Origin of the sequence: Oceaniferula spumae (assembly GCF_042849255.1) — a bacterium.
GTDB lineage: Bacteria > Verrucomicrobiota > Verrucomicrobiia > Verrucomicrobiales > Akkermansiaceae > Oceaniferula > Oceaniferula spumae.
The window spans coordinates 4,526,055-4,541,085 of record NZ_AP026866.1; the positions used below are offsets into that span (position 1 = coordinate 4,526,055).

Consider the following 15,031-nt stretch of genomic DNA (forward strand, 5'->3'; position numbering starts at 1 on the left):
CGGAAATGGCGCGGGTGACAAATGGAAAACGACCCGAATGGCGTCGCCGTGGAATAAGGCTTGATTGAGCCCTTCATCGGAGAGCTAGTATACGGTATGCATTTTTACTCCGTCTCACTCATAGCAGCGTTGCTGATTTCCTGCCTGCAGGCCGCAGAAAAACCCAACATCGTCATTATTTACACGGATGACCAAGGCTACGGAGACGTGGGCTGCTACGGGGCCAAAGGCTGGAAGACTCCAAACATCGACCAACTCGCTGCGGAGGGTGTAAAATTCACCGATTTTTATGTCTCCCAACCGGTGTGTTCGGCCTCCCGGGCTTCATTGCTCACTGGCTGCTACTCGAATCGACTCGGTATTCATGGCGCACTTTTCCCAGCAGGCAACAAAGGGCTGGATGCTAAGGAGACGACCATTGCGGAGGTCTGTAAAAAGGCCGGTTACGCGACAAGCATGGTGGGGAAATGGCACCTCGGTCATCAGAAAGAGTTCCTGCCGATCCACCACGGTTTCGATGAATACCTCGGTCTGCCGTACTCCAACGATATGTGGGCAAAGGGCCCCGTGCTGACCAAGCCTGACTACATTCCTTACCCTTTGCCACTGGTAGATGGCGATAAGAACATCATCTATCTGCAGGATCAGACCTATCTAACCACTTGGTACACCGAGCGCGCTGTCGACTTCATCCGTCGCTCGAAGGACAAACCCTTTTTCCTCTACCTCGCCCACTCGATGCCGCACGTTCCCCTCTATGTTTCACCGAAATACAAAGGCAGCTCGGAGCAGGGCCTTTACGGCGATGTGATGCAGGAAATCGATTGGTCCGTGGGGCAGGTGATGGACGCACTCAAGAAAAACGGTATCGAGAAAAACACCTGGGTCATCTTCGCATCCGACAACGGCCCGTGGATGATTTACGGGAATTATGGGGGCGGCACGGGTCCTCTCAGAGGCTCCAAAGGCACCACCATGGAGGGTGGCGTCAGAGTGCCTTGCATCATGCGATGGCCAGAGAAACTGTCCGCTGGCGTGACCAACAACCACATGATGATGACCATCGATATTTTGCCTACGATTTGTAAGTTGTTAGACCAACCGTTGCCGGAACTGAAAATCGACGGTAAGAATGTTTGGCCACTAATCACGAACGAAGAGGGTGCAAAGAATCCACACGATGCGTATTTCTTCTATTATGGAACGAATGAGCTGGAGGCCATGCGCATGGGCGACTGGAAATTGCTCTTTCCTCACAAGTGGCGTGATGCACGCGTTCACCCCGGTAAAGACGGTCGCCCAGGTAAATATGTTTGGCTGAAGACTGGACTGGAGCTTTACAACCTACGTAAAGACATCGGCGAAAAGAACAATGTCATCGCCGACCATCCGGATGTGGTGAAAAAAATGCAAGCTCTCGCCGCCGCCATGCGCGAGGAGTTAGGCGACAACCTGACAGGTGCGAAAGGCAAGGGAAATAGAGCACCCGGCATTGCGCGTTAGAGTCTGGCATCAGTTTCATCAATCATTTCATCGAGATAATACATTGTTCGTATCTCTCTCGTGATGTTAGCCTGAACCATGAATATAGGTATCCGTCTACTCTTGGTGATCGTTAGTGCGGGGCTGGGTATCCTGGTGTTTCCTCCGTATGGTATGGCCGCCTTTGCCGTGATTGCTTGGGTGCCGCTCTTGTTTGCCTTACGAGATGCCAAACCGTCGCAAGCGATGTATTTGGGTTTGCTCCATGGGGGTATTTTTTACGGGGTGACGATGTCGTGGTTACGCGATGTGTTTGCTTCTGCTCCACACATGGTTGTGCCGCTTGTCATGATCATGGCCTTATTCACGGCCTTTTTTAATCGGGGCTATGTCATCGCGCAGAAACGTTACGGAGCCGGATGGGCCTCGGCACTTTTTGCCTCTTGCTGGTGGCTGACAATGGAGTTTTATCGGTCGGAAATCTTCTACCTGAAATTTCCATGGATGACACCAGGCACCGGCCTAGGGCCTACTTGCATCTCTCCGGTGTTAGGTGTTTCGGGAGCCAGCTTTTTCCTGATTCTGGCAGCCGCTCTCATTTGTCAGAAAAAGCGCCACATCATCGCAGGCGCAATTCTGATGGTTGGGTTGTTAGTCGCTCCGATCATTCAAAATCACAAAGCGTCTCCTGAAAATACCTCCGTGCGCATTGCCGCCGTGCAGAGTGAGGGAGCCATGATCGAGGAATACATGGAGTTGACCCGAACCGTCACATCCGAAGGTGAAAAAACGGTCGATGTCATCATCTGGCCAGAATACGCATTACCCTTTGATATCAAAAAGAACGTGCTGCGGAACCGACAGCTCAGCAAGTTTGCCAAAGAAACAGACGCGGTTATGGTCGTAGGCACCCAGACTGCCGCGCCCGACGATGCTTGGCGAAATACAGCGCTGACTTTGGACGGTGAAAGCTTTCTAGGAGAGCATTATAAAAACCATACAGTCCACTTCTTCGACGATGGTCTAGCTGGAACCGAGGCAAAGGCTGTGCAGACAGTCCACGGAAAAATAGGCACCCCCATTTGTTTCGACAGCGACTATCAAGATGTCATCAGACGCATGACCAAAGACGGAGCAGAGTTCTTTGCCATCCCCAGCATGGACGCGATTCATTGGGGTGAGATGGAGCATTACCAACACGCCGAACTCTTCCGTCACCGTGCCGCAGAAAACGGCAGATGGATCGCTGTAGCAGCGACATCGGGGATGACCCAAGTCATCGATCCGAATGGTAACCGAGTAGTATCCATCCCCATCATTGATGAAGGTGTTCTAACAGCTGAAATTGGCAAAGACCATAGGCTGACCATCTACACCCGCATCGGCTGGTTGTTTCCGTGGATCATAACCTGTGCGGGAGCCGTGTGGATGATAGCATTGGCAGCTGCGGGAGTAATCAGCAGACGGAGAGATCGCTTGGGGGATACGTGAATAGGCAGGAAAGCATGACTTCAGCTATTACTGGGATTCGCTAGGGATGCTCGTGATGCGTGCCGAGTGATCGTGTCATTGATCGTTCGGAATGGCATCGCTCAGCGTAATGGCTCTGACAAAAAAAGAGGTAACATACGACCGCCTAAGACTGGCTGTCATATGCTACCCTTTGATAGGAAAGCGTCTTGCTATCTAAAAATGAATAGCAGAGTTATCTGCGCCGGCGTAAAAATAGACCGATAGCACCAAGCCCAAGCAGCGCAGTAGCGGATGGTTCGGGGACGCTCATGAATTCTTGAACGGAATCCAAGGAATCTACCGATGAGTCGAATTTGTAAACCGTGAACTCATCAAAGGAAACGTCAGCACCGTTGAATGCTCCGCTGGAGAAGCCCAAGCGAGGAGCATCGAATTCGCTGGCCAGACCTGTTGTGTTACCAATTTCTGTGCCATCGACGTAGAAATATACCGTGCCTGCGTATGAAATGACGGAGAGTTTTGACCAAGCTCCGAGTGCAGCGCTTCCTCCTTGGATCCGGTCGGGGTCATTGATTAAATCGCTTGCATTTGTTAACACCCATTCTCCTGAACTGGTGAAGCCGATGGTGAGTGCATTCGTAGAGTTCCCGTTGGTACCCAAGGCGATGTCATTATCGCCGTCGAAAGTGTCAGGGCGAAGGTAAATATCGAATGCAAAATCACTGGTGTAGCCGTATGTTGAACTACTAAACCAGCCGCTTGCGTTTGATCCATTCACAATTTGCAATGCTGCGGTAGATCCGGGAGCTGCCAATCCATTGGTGATGATGGCTTCGCTACCGCCGTTCGCATTCTGAAAGTTTGTGATATGGTTTGATCCAACCGAATCGTTCAGAGGTGTGAATGGAACGGAGGCTCCAACGGAACCGGCTTCACCAAGCTGGTAATGTCCCGTCACTGAGACGGCTGCGAATGAGGTAGCTGAGAGAGCTGCTGAGCAGATGATGGCTACGGATGTGTGGTTCATTTTTTTATACGCTTACGTTGTTTTGTTAGTTACCGAGTGGGTCCGTCATGCAAAAAAAAAAGGTGGGTTTGCATGGTGGGAATCTGAATTATGTATTTAGTTTTAGTTAAACTTATTCAGAAGTGTCAATCGGAAAAAACATTAGCTGGTGCTGCGACCACGCTGGGTACGGGCTGTCCGCAGCGGGTAACAAATCTTGTTTCCGCAAGGTTGTCTAGGACGGTATCCAGAGCAGTGCCGGGTATGTTATTTCAAGCGCACCCTGATGGTAGTCCTGCTGCCGCTTTTAGACTTCTTCACCTCAAATAGATCGATGGCGGTGAACATGTCGCTAAGTTTACTGAAGCCGTAGGTGCGGTGGTCGAAGGGGCCTTGGTTGGAAATATGGGAGCCTACTGGGCCTAGCGCGGCCCAACCATCCTCGTCAGCGGCGGCCTTGACGGCACGGCGGAGGGTGTTCATCAGCTTGGTGTTGCCCTTGAGCTGGTTGGCGGAGCTTTCTTTTTTCTTCGCCTGGGTCTGTGAGCCGTTGTCCTCGTCGAGGTAGAGGAAACGCGTGCAGGCGTTAACGAAAGGATCCGGAGTATTGTTGCGGCCAAAGCCAATGACCTGCTTGCCGTCGGACCGCAGGCGCAGGATCAGCGGTGTGAAGTCGCAGTCGGAGGAGACCAGGCAGAAGGTGCCGACGTCCTTGGTGTAAAGGATGTCCATGGCGTCAATCAGCAGAGCCATGTCGGTGGCGTTCTTTCCCTTGACGAGATCGAAGTGCTGCACGGGTTGAATTGCGTATTCGTGAAGCACCTTCTCCCAGCCGGAGAGCGAACGTTTCGTCCAGTTGCCGTAGGCCTTGCGGATGTTGACCACCCCGTGTGTGGCGAGCTCGGAGATGATGAAGTCGATTTTTGCGGCAGGAGCGTTATCAGCATCAATCAAGAGCGCGATGCTGTCGTCGGGACGACTGGTGAAGTTGTTGGCGGATGATGGCATGTCGATGCCATAGCCTAACGCATTTGCCGGTGGTGCAAAGCGGGGAAATAATATTTTTCGAGGGCAGAGCACTCATGATTGCTTCGTGACGAGGCGGCATACTTGTGGTTTAATGCTTAGCTATGGACCTCCTTCCGTTTGGTTTGGACGAGCAGTGGCGACCGTTTATCGCGATCGGTTTTGCTGTGCTTCTGTATGTGCTTGCAGCCATGCTGGTTAGGGCTCTGCTGAAGAAAGTCTTTCTCAAACCTCGCATCAGCTTCCATCTGGCGATGATGTGTTTCGGAGTGTTGTGCGCGGCGATGTTGTTCTACCGGAACGCCAGCTGGCTCACCAATGTGGTGTCCGCGATGATTATCTCCGGAGTGATCGCACTGTGGGTGTTTTTTGATCGGGTGTTTTTCTCACTCTATCTGGCACGCAGACAGAAAGTGGAAGTTCCTAACATTCTCAGGCAGATGCTGGCCTTCGTTGTTCTGTTAGTTGCCGTAGCTCTTGTGTTAACTTATGGATACGGAGTGAAAATCACCGGGCTGCTGGCCACCTCCGGTGTTGCTGCCGTGATCTTGGGTTTTGCGATGCAGGATCTGCTTGCCAATGTGATCGCTGGTTTCAGCATCCACATGACCAAAGCCTACAAGGTGGGCGACTGGCTGTTGCTCGACGGCACCGGTGATCGAGCTGAGGTCAGGGAGGTCAACTGGCGGGCCACTCGCTTGATTAACAACGATGGTGTTTCGATAGAGCTTCCTAACAGCGAGCTGGTGAAGTCGCGGATCACCAACCTCAACTATCCTAACAAAGAACACAGGGTGCGGATGCAGGTAGGTATCGACTATGATCAGCCACCGAATGATGTCAAAGAGGCTTTGCTGTCAGCGGTTACCGGAGCGAACGGAGTTTTAAGGGCTCCGGAGCCAGTGGTATTCCTTGTGGAGTTTGGCGATTCGGCAGTGATCTATGAGATCCGCTTTTGGATGCGACAGGCGAAACTTTACAATCGCACATGCGACGAGATCCGGACCAAAATCTGGTATGAGCTGAGTCGGCGTAATATCAGGATTCCGTTTCCGATTCAGTCGCTTGAGATGCGCACACCGAATGAGCCGTTGCGGATGTCTACGGCATCAGCCTCAGCTGCTGAAATTTTGCGCGAAGCCACCTGCATGAGTTGTCTTTCCGAGCAACAAGCTGAGATGCTGGTGAAAAATGCAACCAAGCAACTATTCGCAGCGCGCGAGTGTGTGGTGCGTGAGGGCGACCATGGAGACTCGATGTATGTGATCCTTAACGGAGAGGTGGAGGTGGACTTGAAGCTTTCCGGAGGAAGCATGGAAAAAATCGCGACACTCGGACATGGCAATTACTTTGGCGAAATGTCTCTGATGACCGGCGAACCGAGGTCGGCCACGATCCGGGCACTGGAGGACACGTTAGTCCTAGTGATCAGCAAGCAGTGCATCGCTCCCGTGTTGCAGGAACAACCGGAGCTAATGGAAAGCATCAGCAGGCAACTGGCGAAACGTCAGACGGAAATCGAGGCGCTGCAGGCAGAGCGTGAGCAGTCCGGTAAGAAGACCACTCCGGCGAAGAAGAAGCCGGAGGTGATTCACGCCGGGCTGCTGGACAAGATACGGGATTTCTTTGGTCACTGAGGAGGCAGGCCCAGCTACTTACTTTTTCTTATCGTTAATCTTTGGCATCAAGGCATCGGTGTCCTTGAGCAGAGCGTCCATTTTTTCTCCGAGTTCCTTGAGTTTTTCAGGGTGTTTATCCGCGAGGTTGGTCTGTTCACCTGGATCATCAGCTAGGTTGAAAAGCTGGGTCTCACGGCCCGGCACGTAGTAGCGGATCATTTTCCACTCGCCGTGACGGATGGCCCCGCCGGGGGTGCCGCCTTGGTTCCCCCAATGAGGGTAGTGCCAGAACAGAGCATGGTCGGAGGCCTTGGACGGGTCTTTGAGGGCGGTGGTGAAGCTTTTGCCGTCGATGTGTTGCTCAGGCAGTAGGTCGAGGCCGGCTGCTTCGAGAATGGTGGGGAAGAAGTCGGTGGAGGTAACCTGGTAGGCGGACGTGGTGCCGGGCTTGGTGACGCCGGGCCAGCGCACGATCAGGGGCTCTCGGATGCCGCCCTCGTAGAGCCAGCCTTTGCCAGCGCGTAGCGGTAGGTTGGAGGTGGGGCTGCCCTCGGAGGTGGAGAGTCCGCCGTTGTCGGAGGTGAAGATCACCAGGGTGTTATCGGCGACGCCGTTGTCTTCAAGCGCTTTGAGCACCTTACCGACGGCGAGATCCATGGCCTCGACCATGGCTGCGTAAACGGCGTGTTCCTGGACGAGACGGTTTTGACGTGGCGGCTCGGGGCCGAATTTCGCCTTGAGACCAAGTTTGGCCGCTTTTTGCTTATACTTTCCTTCGAGATCCTTGCGGGCGATCAGCGGCGTGTGCACTGAGTAAAAAGAGAGGTAGGCGAGGAAAGGCTTGTCCTTGTTCGCAGCGATGAACTTGGAAGTTTCCTCGGCTAAGCGATCGGGCAGGTGCTCGCCCTTCGGTCCGTTCTCAAGCGACGGGTTTCCATAGGGGGAGAAATACTTTTTGCCGCCGTAGGGGCCGCCGCGCGAGTTGCCGCCCTTGTTGATGTCGAAGCCGTGGTCGGTGGGCCAGGAACCCTTTGGGCCGAGGTGCCACTTACCGGCGAAAAAGGTGGCGTAGCCTTTGGCTTTGAGCGCCTCGGGCAGGGTGGTGTGGGAGTCGGCGAGCTTGCCAAGATAAGGCGCTGGAAAGACCGGACTGTTCCAGAATCTACCGTATTTCTTCTTGTCGATGTGGCTGCCGGGCTCCGGTAGCTTGTCGAAATATTCGTTGGGAGCTCCGAAGTAATCGGTATTGCGGGTGCGTGCGGGATACTGACCTGTTAGCACGGCGGAGCGGGTGGGAGAGCACACCGGGCAGGCAGCGTAGGCATCGGTGAACTTAGTTCCGGACTTGGCCAGTGAGTCGAGGTGCGGGGTTTCGTAGAAGGTGGAGCCATAGCTGCTGAGATCGCGCCAGCCGAGGTCATCTGCGATGATGAAGACGATGTTGAGTGGCTTGGCCGCAGATGCAGTTAGTGGCAGGACTATTGCTGCCAGAGAGAGAATGGTTCGTTTCATAAATTAGAGGTTTGAGTGAGAAAATCTGACTTGGGTTGGGGGGATGTCGGGGCAGAGCGTGGGGAAGATTTTTTCCAGATGGCTGAGATCACCAGTCGTGATAATACGGTGTTTGGGAGTCGTTGTTTCAGTACCTTCCTGATCGACAAATGATGCCGCATGCCTTGCGACTGCAGCACCAGTATCTAGCAGAGTAACGTCAGGGCCGACCACTTCTTGAATCAACGGGCGTAAGAAGGGGTAGTGGGTGCAGCCTAGCACGAGCACGTCAGCTCCGGCTTCGATCAGAGGCAAGGTTTCCTCCTCCACGATGCCTCGTGCCTTTGGGCCGCTAAGCACACCATGCTCGACTAACTCGACAAAGTTAGGGCAGGGGCGAGTGATCACGTTTACTCCATTGGAATAATCTGTGATCAAACGGTGGAATTTTTCCCCAGCCAAAGATGCTTCAGTAGCCAGCACTCCAACTGTTCCAGTCTTGGTCAATGCTGTGGCTGGTTTGACCCCCGGCTCCATGCCAACAAATGGCACCGGATATTGCGCCCGTAGCGCCTCAACCGCTGCGATGGTGGCTGAGTTGCACGCGATGATGATCAGCTTACATCCTTGCTCTAACAAGAAATCCGTCACCGTAAAAACCCGCCGCTGGATTTCATCCGCAGGCCTCGCCCCGTATGGACACCAAGCGCTATCACCAAAATAAATCACAGACTCATCAGGCATTAGCTTCTGCACTTCATTGAAAACAGAAAGGCCGCCGAGGCCGGAGTCGAGTATTCCGATGGGAGGCTTCATGTTAGAAGAGATCGAGTTGTGGTGAATCCGCATCTGGCATCTCGCTGGCTTTCGTGCGGGTGTTTTTGGCTTTTGGTTTGCCTCTGGCTTCAGGTCGTGTGGAATTCATTTCCAAGTGAGAGAGTATGTCCTTGGCGCGATCAATGATCGCCGGTGGGAGTCCTGCGAGGCGGGCGACTTGGATGCCGTAAGACTTGTCGGCGGTGCCGGGGAGGATCTTGCGCAGGAAAATAATGTCGTCGTTCCACTCTCGGACCGCGACGTTGTAGTTCTCCACCGCTTCTTTGCTGCGCGAGAGGTCGGTGAGCTCGTGGTAGTGGGTGGCGAAGAGGGTGCGCGACTGAATGGTGTCGTGTAAATGCTCGGCCACGGACCAGGCGATTGACAGGCCGTCGAAGGTGGCGGTGCCGCGGCCAATTTCATCGAGAATGACGAGGGAGTTCGCGGTGGCATTGTTGATGATCAGAGAGGTTTCGTTCATCTCGACCATGAAGGTGGACTGGCCGCTTGTTAGATCATCTGATGCTCCGACGCGGCAGAAGATGCGATCGACCAAGCCGATCCGCGCCTTTTCCGCAGGCACGTAGGCACCAATCTGGGCCATTAGTGTGATGAGGGCGACCTGACGGATGTAGGTGGATTTACCCGCCATGTTAGGGCCGGTGATCAGGATCAGGCGCGCGGTGTCGGCGGCGATCTCGGTATCGTTGGGGACGAATTTTTCATCGACCAGAGTTTGCTCTAACACGGGGTGGCGACCATTGGTGATCTCAAGGTCTCGGGAGTCGTCGAGTATGGGGCGGGTGTGCTGGTGGAGTTGGGCGAGTTCGGCGAGCCCTAACAGGACATCAAGTGTAGCGAGGGCATCGGCACATTGCTGGAGGCGGTCGAGTTCATCGGCGACGGCTTGGCGGAGTTTGACGAACTCCTCGTATTCGAGCTGCTTGGCTCGCTCGTCGGCGCCGAGGATTTTGTTCTCCATCTCCTTCAGCTCGGGCGTGATGTAGCGCTCGGCATTGGCCATGGTTTGCTTGCGTTGGTAGTCGTCGGGTACCATGTCCACCTTCGCCTTGGTGACCTCGAGGAAGTAGCCGAAGACGTTGTTGAACTTGATCTTGAGAGTATCAATGCCGGTGCGTTTGCGTTCGCTTTCCTGAAGTTTGGCCAGCCACTGTTTGCCATCGCGGGAGGCAGAGCGGAGTTCGTCGAGCTCGGCGAGAAAACCGTCGCGGATGATGCCTCCATCGCGGGTGTTGGCTGGCGGTTCATCGCTGAGAGCGCGGCTTAGGAGGTCCACCAGATCGTTGAACTCGTGAAGGTTCTTGTGGATTTGTGATTGGAGATTGGTGATTTGTGACTCGCCTGCTAGCGCAGATAGGTGATTTTTTAGATCGGGGATTTTTTGCAGCGATGTCAGTAGAGAAAGAAGGTCACGGGCATTGCCTGAGTTTTGGGATAGCCGTGAGGTGGTGCGCTCGATGTCACGGATGCCTTTAAGAGAATCACGACATTGGCCTAACAAAAATGGTTCCGCGAGGAAGGCAGCGATCATTTCCTGCCGAGCATTGAGGGCCTCCAGATCGCAAAGAGGGTGCAGAATCCAATCGCGAAGCTTACGCGCCCCCATCGGGGTACCAGTGCGATCGAGTGCACCTAACAGCGAGTGCTGGCGACCTGTTGGCGAGTCGACCAGATCGAGGTTCCGTTGCGATGAAGCGTCGATCAGTACATGACCGCCTTCAGTGCGAACGGACAGGGTGCGTAGGTGATCGCAGGACCGACGGAGCTGGTAGGATAAGTAATGAAGAATGGCTCCCGCCGCAGAGACAGCGGCGGTCATATCATCGCAGCCGAAACCGCGCAGGGACTGCACCTTGAAGTGATCGCAGAGTGCGAAACGAGCCTGGTCGGTGAGAAAGGCGTAACCATCGTATGGGAGGCAGCCAGGCAGGTGGCCGAAGGTGTTGATCTGGTCGTCAGGTATGATCAACTCCTTGGGAGCCATACGCTGAAGGGCATCTCGGAGTGCATCTTTATCAGGAAACTCGGCAACGGTGAACTCTCCTGTGGAATGGTCGGCGCAGGCGAGTCCGAAAGATTTGCCAACTTGGTAAACGGCAGCGAGATAGTTGTGTCTCGTATCATCTAACAATGTAAGGTCGTCCACGGTGCCTGCCGAGATGATCTGGGCAATCTCACGTTCGACGATTTTACCAGGCTCAGGCACGGTGGTTTGCTCGGCGAGAGCGACGCGCTTGCCGCCTTGAATCAGTTTCGCGATGTAACCTTGGGCCGCATGGTGGGGGACACCGCACATGGGAATGTCATTGCGTTTGGTCAGGGCAACATTAAGGATGGCAGAGGCGATCTTGGCGTCCTCGAAGAACATCTCGTAGAAATCACCTAGGCGATAGAACAGCAGAATGTCATCGGGCAGAGAGCGGCGCATCTTCAGATACTGCGCCATCATCGGGGTGAGTTTTTTCTCCTTCGCTCCTTTGTCTTTCGCTGCTGCCATGTTCGGGGGATTTGTAGCGACTGGCGCGGGGGCTTGTCGAGTCTGGGCATGACCGGAATTCATCCAAGATGGGTTTGACAAACTATGGAACGAATCATTTAGTAATGGCGTATGACAAAATCATTGACTCTAAGACGTGTTTTCCTCCCCATCGTAGCGGCCTCTATGGCTCTTTCGTTTCCAGCGATGGCAGACGAAGACGATCATGAGCACACGCCGCTTGAAAAAGCGATGAAGATCAGCAGTGATGCTCTCAAGAGCTTGCGCAAGATGGACAAAAACGACTGGGCTGCTGGAGCCAAGGCTGCTCGCACCGCTGCTGATGGCTGCCGTCAGGGAATGGAATTCATCCCTGCACTGGTCAAGGCAATGCCTGATGGCAAGGACAAGGACAAGGCCATCGCCGACTACCGCCGCATGATGGGGCTGAGCTACGCCGCATTTTGTGAGCTGGAAATTGGATACCTCGAGGAGGATCAAGAAAAGATCGACGCCGCAATGACCAAGCTCAAAGCCGGCAAGAAGGAAGGTCACAAAAAATACACTGACGACTGATCTCTGCTGGGCTAGTATGATCCGATGCTTGGAATTGGATCATTTCTGAATAAACATTTCAGCCGACTACTCAACACGCCGTGTCGCCTTCAAGGGCGGGACGGCGTTCGTCTTTCCAGGAATGAAATAGGTGACCTCGGCGAGCGCATCGCCTGTGCCAAACTGCGAGCGGAGGGAGGCAAAGTCCTATACCGGAATTATCGCGGGCCGAAAGGTGGAGAAGTGGATATCGTACTGCGTGATGACGATACCTTGGCCTTTGTTGAGGTGAAAACACGGACCCGCAAGGGGTTTGGCCGCCCCCTCGACGCGGTGGATGCCTCGAAGCAGGTCCTTATCGAGCGCGGTGCAAACTCATGGTTACATTTGTTAGGTAACCGAGATATACTCTGGCGATTCGACGTGGTTGAAATCATTCTCACCGAAGGAGAACTGCCCGAGATTACCGTGGTGAGGAATGCTTTCTAACGTATTTCCGATGCTGGGGAAAAGTAGTGACATGGCAAACCCCGTCATTGCCAAACGTCTCAGGATCGGCAAGTCTCATCGCGAATCACGCTATGTCTACCCCATCCACCAAAATGCCTCTGTATGTCATCGGGCACCAAAACCCCGATACCGATGCGATTTGTGCCGCGATCGGCTACGCTGATCTGCTCCGTCGCAAGGGCAAAACAGAGGCAACACCTGCCCGCTGCGGCAAAGTGCCTGCGCGTACCGAATGGGTATTGAAACAAGCTGGAATGAAAAAACCTGTGCTGCTGAGTTCAGTGTGCGCATCGGCAGCGATGATTTGTCGCAAGGACGTGGTGAAAGTTCAAGACGACGCGACATTCCTCGTAGCCTACCGCGACATGTTGGATCAAGGCGTGCGCAGTATCCCCGTGGTGAATTCCCGGAATGAGGTTCTGGGGCTCTTGAAGTTTCTCGATCTGCTACAACTGCTGATGCCGACCGGTAGTGATCCTCTTTCTGTTAGGAAAGTGACGGCGTCTCCCGTGAAAATTGCAGCCACACTCGATGCCGAATCCCACGGTGCCGAGATCGTTGATGAGGAGAGGGAATACATCCTCATGGTTGGTGCCTCCAGTGTGGAAACCGTCGTCATGCGTCTGGACCAAGCGGTGAAGTGTGAAAACGTCAGTTCACACGCCGTTCTATGTGGAGACCGCCCGATCATCCAGCGTGAAGCGATCGAACACGGTGTAGGCATGTTAGTCGTCACCGGCGGTTTCGAAGTGGACAAAGACCTTCTGGCCCAGGCGCGAGAGAAGGGGGTGATTGTCTTGCGCTGTCATCAGGATACGGCCACTGCTGCAAAGCTGATCCGCTGTGCAAGAGTGGTCCGCCATGCATTGGTGAACGATATTCTTCATGTAAAAGCGGACGATTCTGTCAAAGATCTACGCAGCAGACTGGCACATCAGAAACAGGACCTTTTCCCCGTAATCAACCCGGGTGACAACACCCTGATGGGCGTGATTTCCAAATCCGACCTCATCGATCCCCCAAGAATCCGACTGGTGCTGGTGGATCACAATGAGTATTCCCAAGCTGTCGAAGGCGTGGAGGAGGCTGAAGTTGTGGAGGTGATCGACCATCACCGCCTCGCTGGCGACCTTGTTTCGCGAGAGCCTATTCGCTACATCAATGAGCCTGTTGGCTCCTCGTCCACCTTGGTCGCCCGCGAGTATCAATACGCGGGAATTGATGTTCCCAAGGGCATTGCCCTGTGTCTGATTGCCGGTATGGTCTCGGATACCTTAAATCTAACATCTCCAACCACCGCAGCCCTGGACAGGGAAATTCTAGCCTGGCTCTGTGACATCGCGGAGGTGGACGCGGCTGAGTTTACCCGCGATTTCTTTGCGTCAGGTTCGCTCTTGGCACACAATACAGCTTCAGAGGCAGTGGAGGCTGACCGGAAGGTTTTTGAGGAAAATGGATCCAAGGTAAGTATCTCACACGTCGAAGAATGTGGTCTGGAACTTTTTGCCAAACGCAGGGACGAACTCGAAGATACACTAGATCATTTGATCGAAAGAAAAGGCTACAATCTGGCTCTTCTCATTGTCACCGACATCACCAGTCACTTCAGTGTCCTGCTAGCCAGCGGCGATGAAAAGATCATCGATTCTCTGCCTTTTGAGCGTGCTATCGACGGTGTCTTCCAAGGGCCCGGTGTGGTAAGCCGGAAGAAACAAGTATTCCCAGCCGTTTGCCAAGCCCTTCGGGTGGCGGCGGCTCACCGTTAGATTTTTCCCATGTTTGAAAATATCGTAGTTATAAAAATAGGCACAGGTGTGCTTACTCGGGAGCAAGATGGAACGTTGGACGAGGCCTCGCTTGTCCGGTTGGTAACATCCATTTCCGAACTTGTCGCTGACGGAGTCCCCGTCGTGATGGTATCCAGTGGTGCCGTAGGTGCCGGCGTTTCTGCCTTGCACTTGGATGGCTATCCTGACGACACCGCATCGCGTCAAGCATGTGCGGCGGTCGGACAGACGCGTCTGATGCACGCTTACGAAAACTTGTTCCAAAAATTCCGTCTCAACGTCGCCCAGATTTTGCTCACAGCAGGTGACTTGGAGAGTGACCAACGGAGTGGGCTGGTCATGGACACCTTGCATCGGTTGTTACGTGTCGGCAACATTGTGCCAATTATCAATGAAAACGACAGTGTTGCTGTCGAAGAATTGAGGGTGGGGGACAATGACATGCTTTCTGCCAAAGTGGCCAAGCTGCTCAAGGCCAGACTATTGGTCATGCTCAGCACGGTGGACGGCCTGCAGCGCGCCGATGGCAGCACGGTGGCCGAGGTTGCGGATATTGACGATGTCGCTTCGCACGTGCGGGCCGATCATGGAAAATTCTCAATCGGGGGCATGGCGTCGAAACTGTTGGCAGTGCGCACGGCTTTGGACTCCGGGGTGGAGACCGTGATCGCCAGCGGGCGGAAGCCGGCGGCGCTCAGTACCATCGTTGCGGGGGGCGTAGCAGGGACACGTTTCCTTCTTGATTAGTCGTTTAACTTGCTTATTTAGA

12 protein-coding genes are annotated in these 15,031 nt (G+C 54.0%); 7 read left to right on the top strand and 5 right to left on the bottom strand.

The features are described from left to right. Positions 1-96: 96 nt before the first annotated feature. On the top strand, positions 97-1,503 hold the full coding sequence (locus tag ACSPJT_RS19320) for a sulfatase family protein (RefSeq protein WP_435894198.1): 1,407 nt from the start codon (positions 97-99) through the stop codon (positions 1,501-1,503). A gap of 78 nt (positions 1,504-1,581) precedes the next feature. Further along, the gene (locus tag ACSPJT_RS19325) at positions 1,582-2,973 is read left to right on the top strand and encodes an apolipoprotein N-acyltransferase (RefSeq protein ID WP_435894199.1); all 1,392 of its coding nucleotides are present in this window, start codon (positions 1,582-1,584) and stop codon (positions 2,971-2,973) included. Positions 2,974-3,187: 214 nt separating this feature from the next. Here ACSPJT_RS19325 and ACSPJT_RS19330 read toward each other — a convergent pair whose 3' ends face one another. After that, on the bottom strand, positions 3,188-3,982 hold the full coding sequence (locus ACSPJT_RS19330; RefSeq protein WP_435894200.1) for a LamG-like jellyroll fold domain-containing protein: 795 nt from the start codon (positions 3,980-3,982) through the stop codon (positions 3,188-3,190). A gap of 246 nt (positions 3,983-4,228) precedes the next feature. Next, the gene (locus ACSPJT_RS19335) at positions 4,229-4,969 is read right to left on the bottom strand and encodes an NYN domain-containing protein (protein ID WP_435894201.1); all 741 of its coding nucleotides are present in this window, start codon (positions 4,967-4,969) and stop codon (positions 4,229-4,231) included. Between the two features lie 122 nt (positions 4,970-5,091). Between ACSPJT_RS19335 and ACSPJT_RS19340 the strand changes: the two genes are divergently transcribed. Then, positions 5,092-6,624, top strand: coding sequence for a cyclic nucleotide-binding domain-containing protein (locus ACSPJT_RS19340; protein ID WP_435894202.1), 1,533 nt, complete (start codon positions 5,092-5,094; stop codon positions 6,622-6,624). An 18-nt stretch (positions 6,625-6,642) separates the two neighbouring features. Here the strand turns inward: ACSPJT_RS19340 and ACSPJT_RS19345 are convergent, their stop codons facing one another. From ACSPJT_RS19345 to mutS, 3 genes are read right to left on the bottom strand one after another with little or no spacing between them, the layout of a single operon-like run. Beyond that, a complete protein-coding gene (locus ACSPJT_RS19345) occupies positions 6,643-8,118 on the bottom strand; it encodes a sulfatase (RefSeq protein WP_435894203.1) in 1,476 nt (491 codons plus the stop codon). A 3-nt stretch (positions 8,119-8,121) separates the two neighbouring features. After that, positions 8,122-8,913, bottom strand: coding sequence for a glutamate racemase (gene murI / locus ACSPJT_RS19350; RefSeq protein ID WP_435894204.1), 792 nt, complete (start codon positions 8,911-8,913; stop codon positions 8,122-8,124). A gap of 1 nt (position 8,914) precedes the next feature. Further along, complete coding sequence (gene mutS, locus ACSPJT_RS19355; protein ID WP_435894205.1) at positions 8,915-11,431, bottom strand: DNA mismatch repair protein MutS; 2,517 nt, start codon at positions 11,429-11,431, stop codon at positions 8,915-8,917. Between the two features lie 111 nt (positions 11,432-11,542). Between mutS and ACSPJT_RS19360 the strand changes: the two genes are divergently transcribed. The 4 genes from ACSPJT_RS19360 (at position 11,543) to proB (ending at position 15,009) form a co-directional block, all read left to right on the top strand. Then, the gene (locus tag ACSPJT_RS19360; RefSeq protein WP_435894206.1) at positions 11,543-11,986 is read left to right on the top strand and encodes a hypothetical protein; all 444 of its coding nucleotides are present in this window, start codon (positions 11,543-11,545) and stop codon (positions 11,984-11,986) included. 24 nt (positions 11,987-12,010) lie between these two features. Further along, positions 12,011-12,454, top strand: a complete 444-nt coding sequence (locus ACSPJT_RS19365) for a YraN family protein (protein ID WP_435894207.1) — start codon at positions 12,011-12,013, stop codon at positions 12,452-12,454. A gap of 92 nt (positions 12,455-12,546) precedes the next feature. Continuing rightward, entirely contained in the window at positions 12,547-14,241 is a 1,695-nt protein-coding gene (locus ACSPJT_RS19370; RefSeq protein WP_435894208.1) for a putative manganese-dependent inorganic diphosphatase, read from the top strand. Between the two features lie 9 nt (positions 14,242-14,250). Continuing rightward, the gene (gene proB, locus ACSPJT_RS19375) at positions 14,251-15,009 is read left to right on the top strand and encodes a glutamate 5-kinase (protein ID WP_435894209.1); all 759 of its coding nucleotides are present in this window, start codon (positions 14,251-14,253) and stop codon (positions 15,007-15,009) included. Positions 15,010-15,031 lie beyond the last annotated feature (22 nt).

Coding starts and splice junctions, on each gene's coding strand:
- ACSPJT_RS19320 (WP_435894198.1), top strand. CDS start 97: ATGCATTTTTACTCCGTCTCACTCATAGCAGCGTTGCTGATTTCCTGC.
- ACSPJT_RS19325 (WP_435894199.1), top strand. CDS start 1,582: ATGAATATAGGTATCCGTCTACTCTTGGTGATCGTTAGTGCGGGGCTG.
- ACSPJT_RS19330 (WP_435894200.1), bottom strand. CDS start 3,982: ATGAACCACACATCCGTAGCCATCATCTGCTCAGCAGCTCTCTCAGCT.
- ACSPJT_RS19335 (WP_435894201.1), bottom strand. CDS start 4,969: ATGCCATCATCCGCCAACAACTTCACCAGTCGTCCCGACGACAGCATC.
- ACSPJT_RS19340 (WP_435894202.1), top strand. CDS start 5,092: ATGGACCTCCTTCCGTTTGGTTTGGACGAGCAGTGGCGACCGTTTATC.
- ACSPJT_RS19345 (WP_435894203.1), bottom strand. CDS start 8,118: ATGAAACGAACCATTCTCTCTCTGGCAGCAATAGTCCTGCCACTAACT.
- murI (WP_435894204.1), bottom strand. CDS start 8,913: ATGAAGCCTCCCATCGGAATACTCGACTCCGGCCTCGGCGGCCTTTCT.
- mutS (WP_435894205.1), bottom strand. CDS start 11,431: ATGGCAGCAGCGAAAGACAAAGGAGCGAAGGAGAAAAAACTCACCCCG.
- ACSPJT_RS19360 (WP_435894206.1), top strand. CDS start 11,543: ATGACAAAATCATTGACTCTAAGACGTGTTTTCCTCCCCATCGTAGCG.
- ACSPJT_RS19365 (WP_435894207.1), top strand. CDS start 12,011: ATGCTTGGAATTGGATCATTTCTGAATAAACATTTCAGCCGACTACTC.
- ACSPJT_RS19370 (WP_435894208.1), top strand. CDS start 12,547: ATGTCTACCCCATCCACCAAAATGCCTCTGTATGTCATCGGGCACCAA.
- proB (WP_435894209.1), top strand. CDS start 14,251: ATGTTTGAAAATATCGTAGTTATAAAAATAGGCACAGGTGTGCTTACT.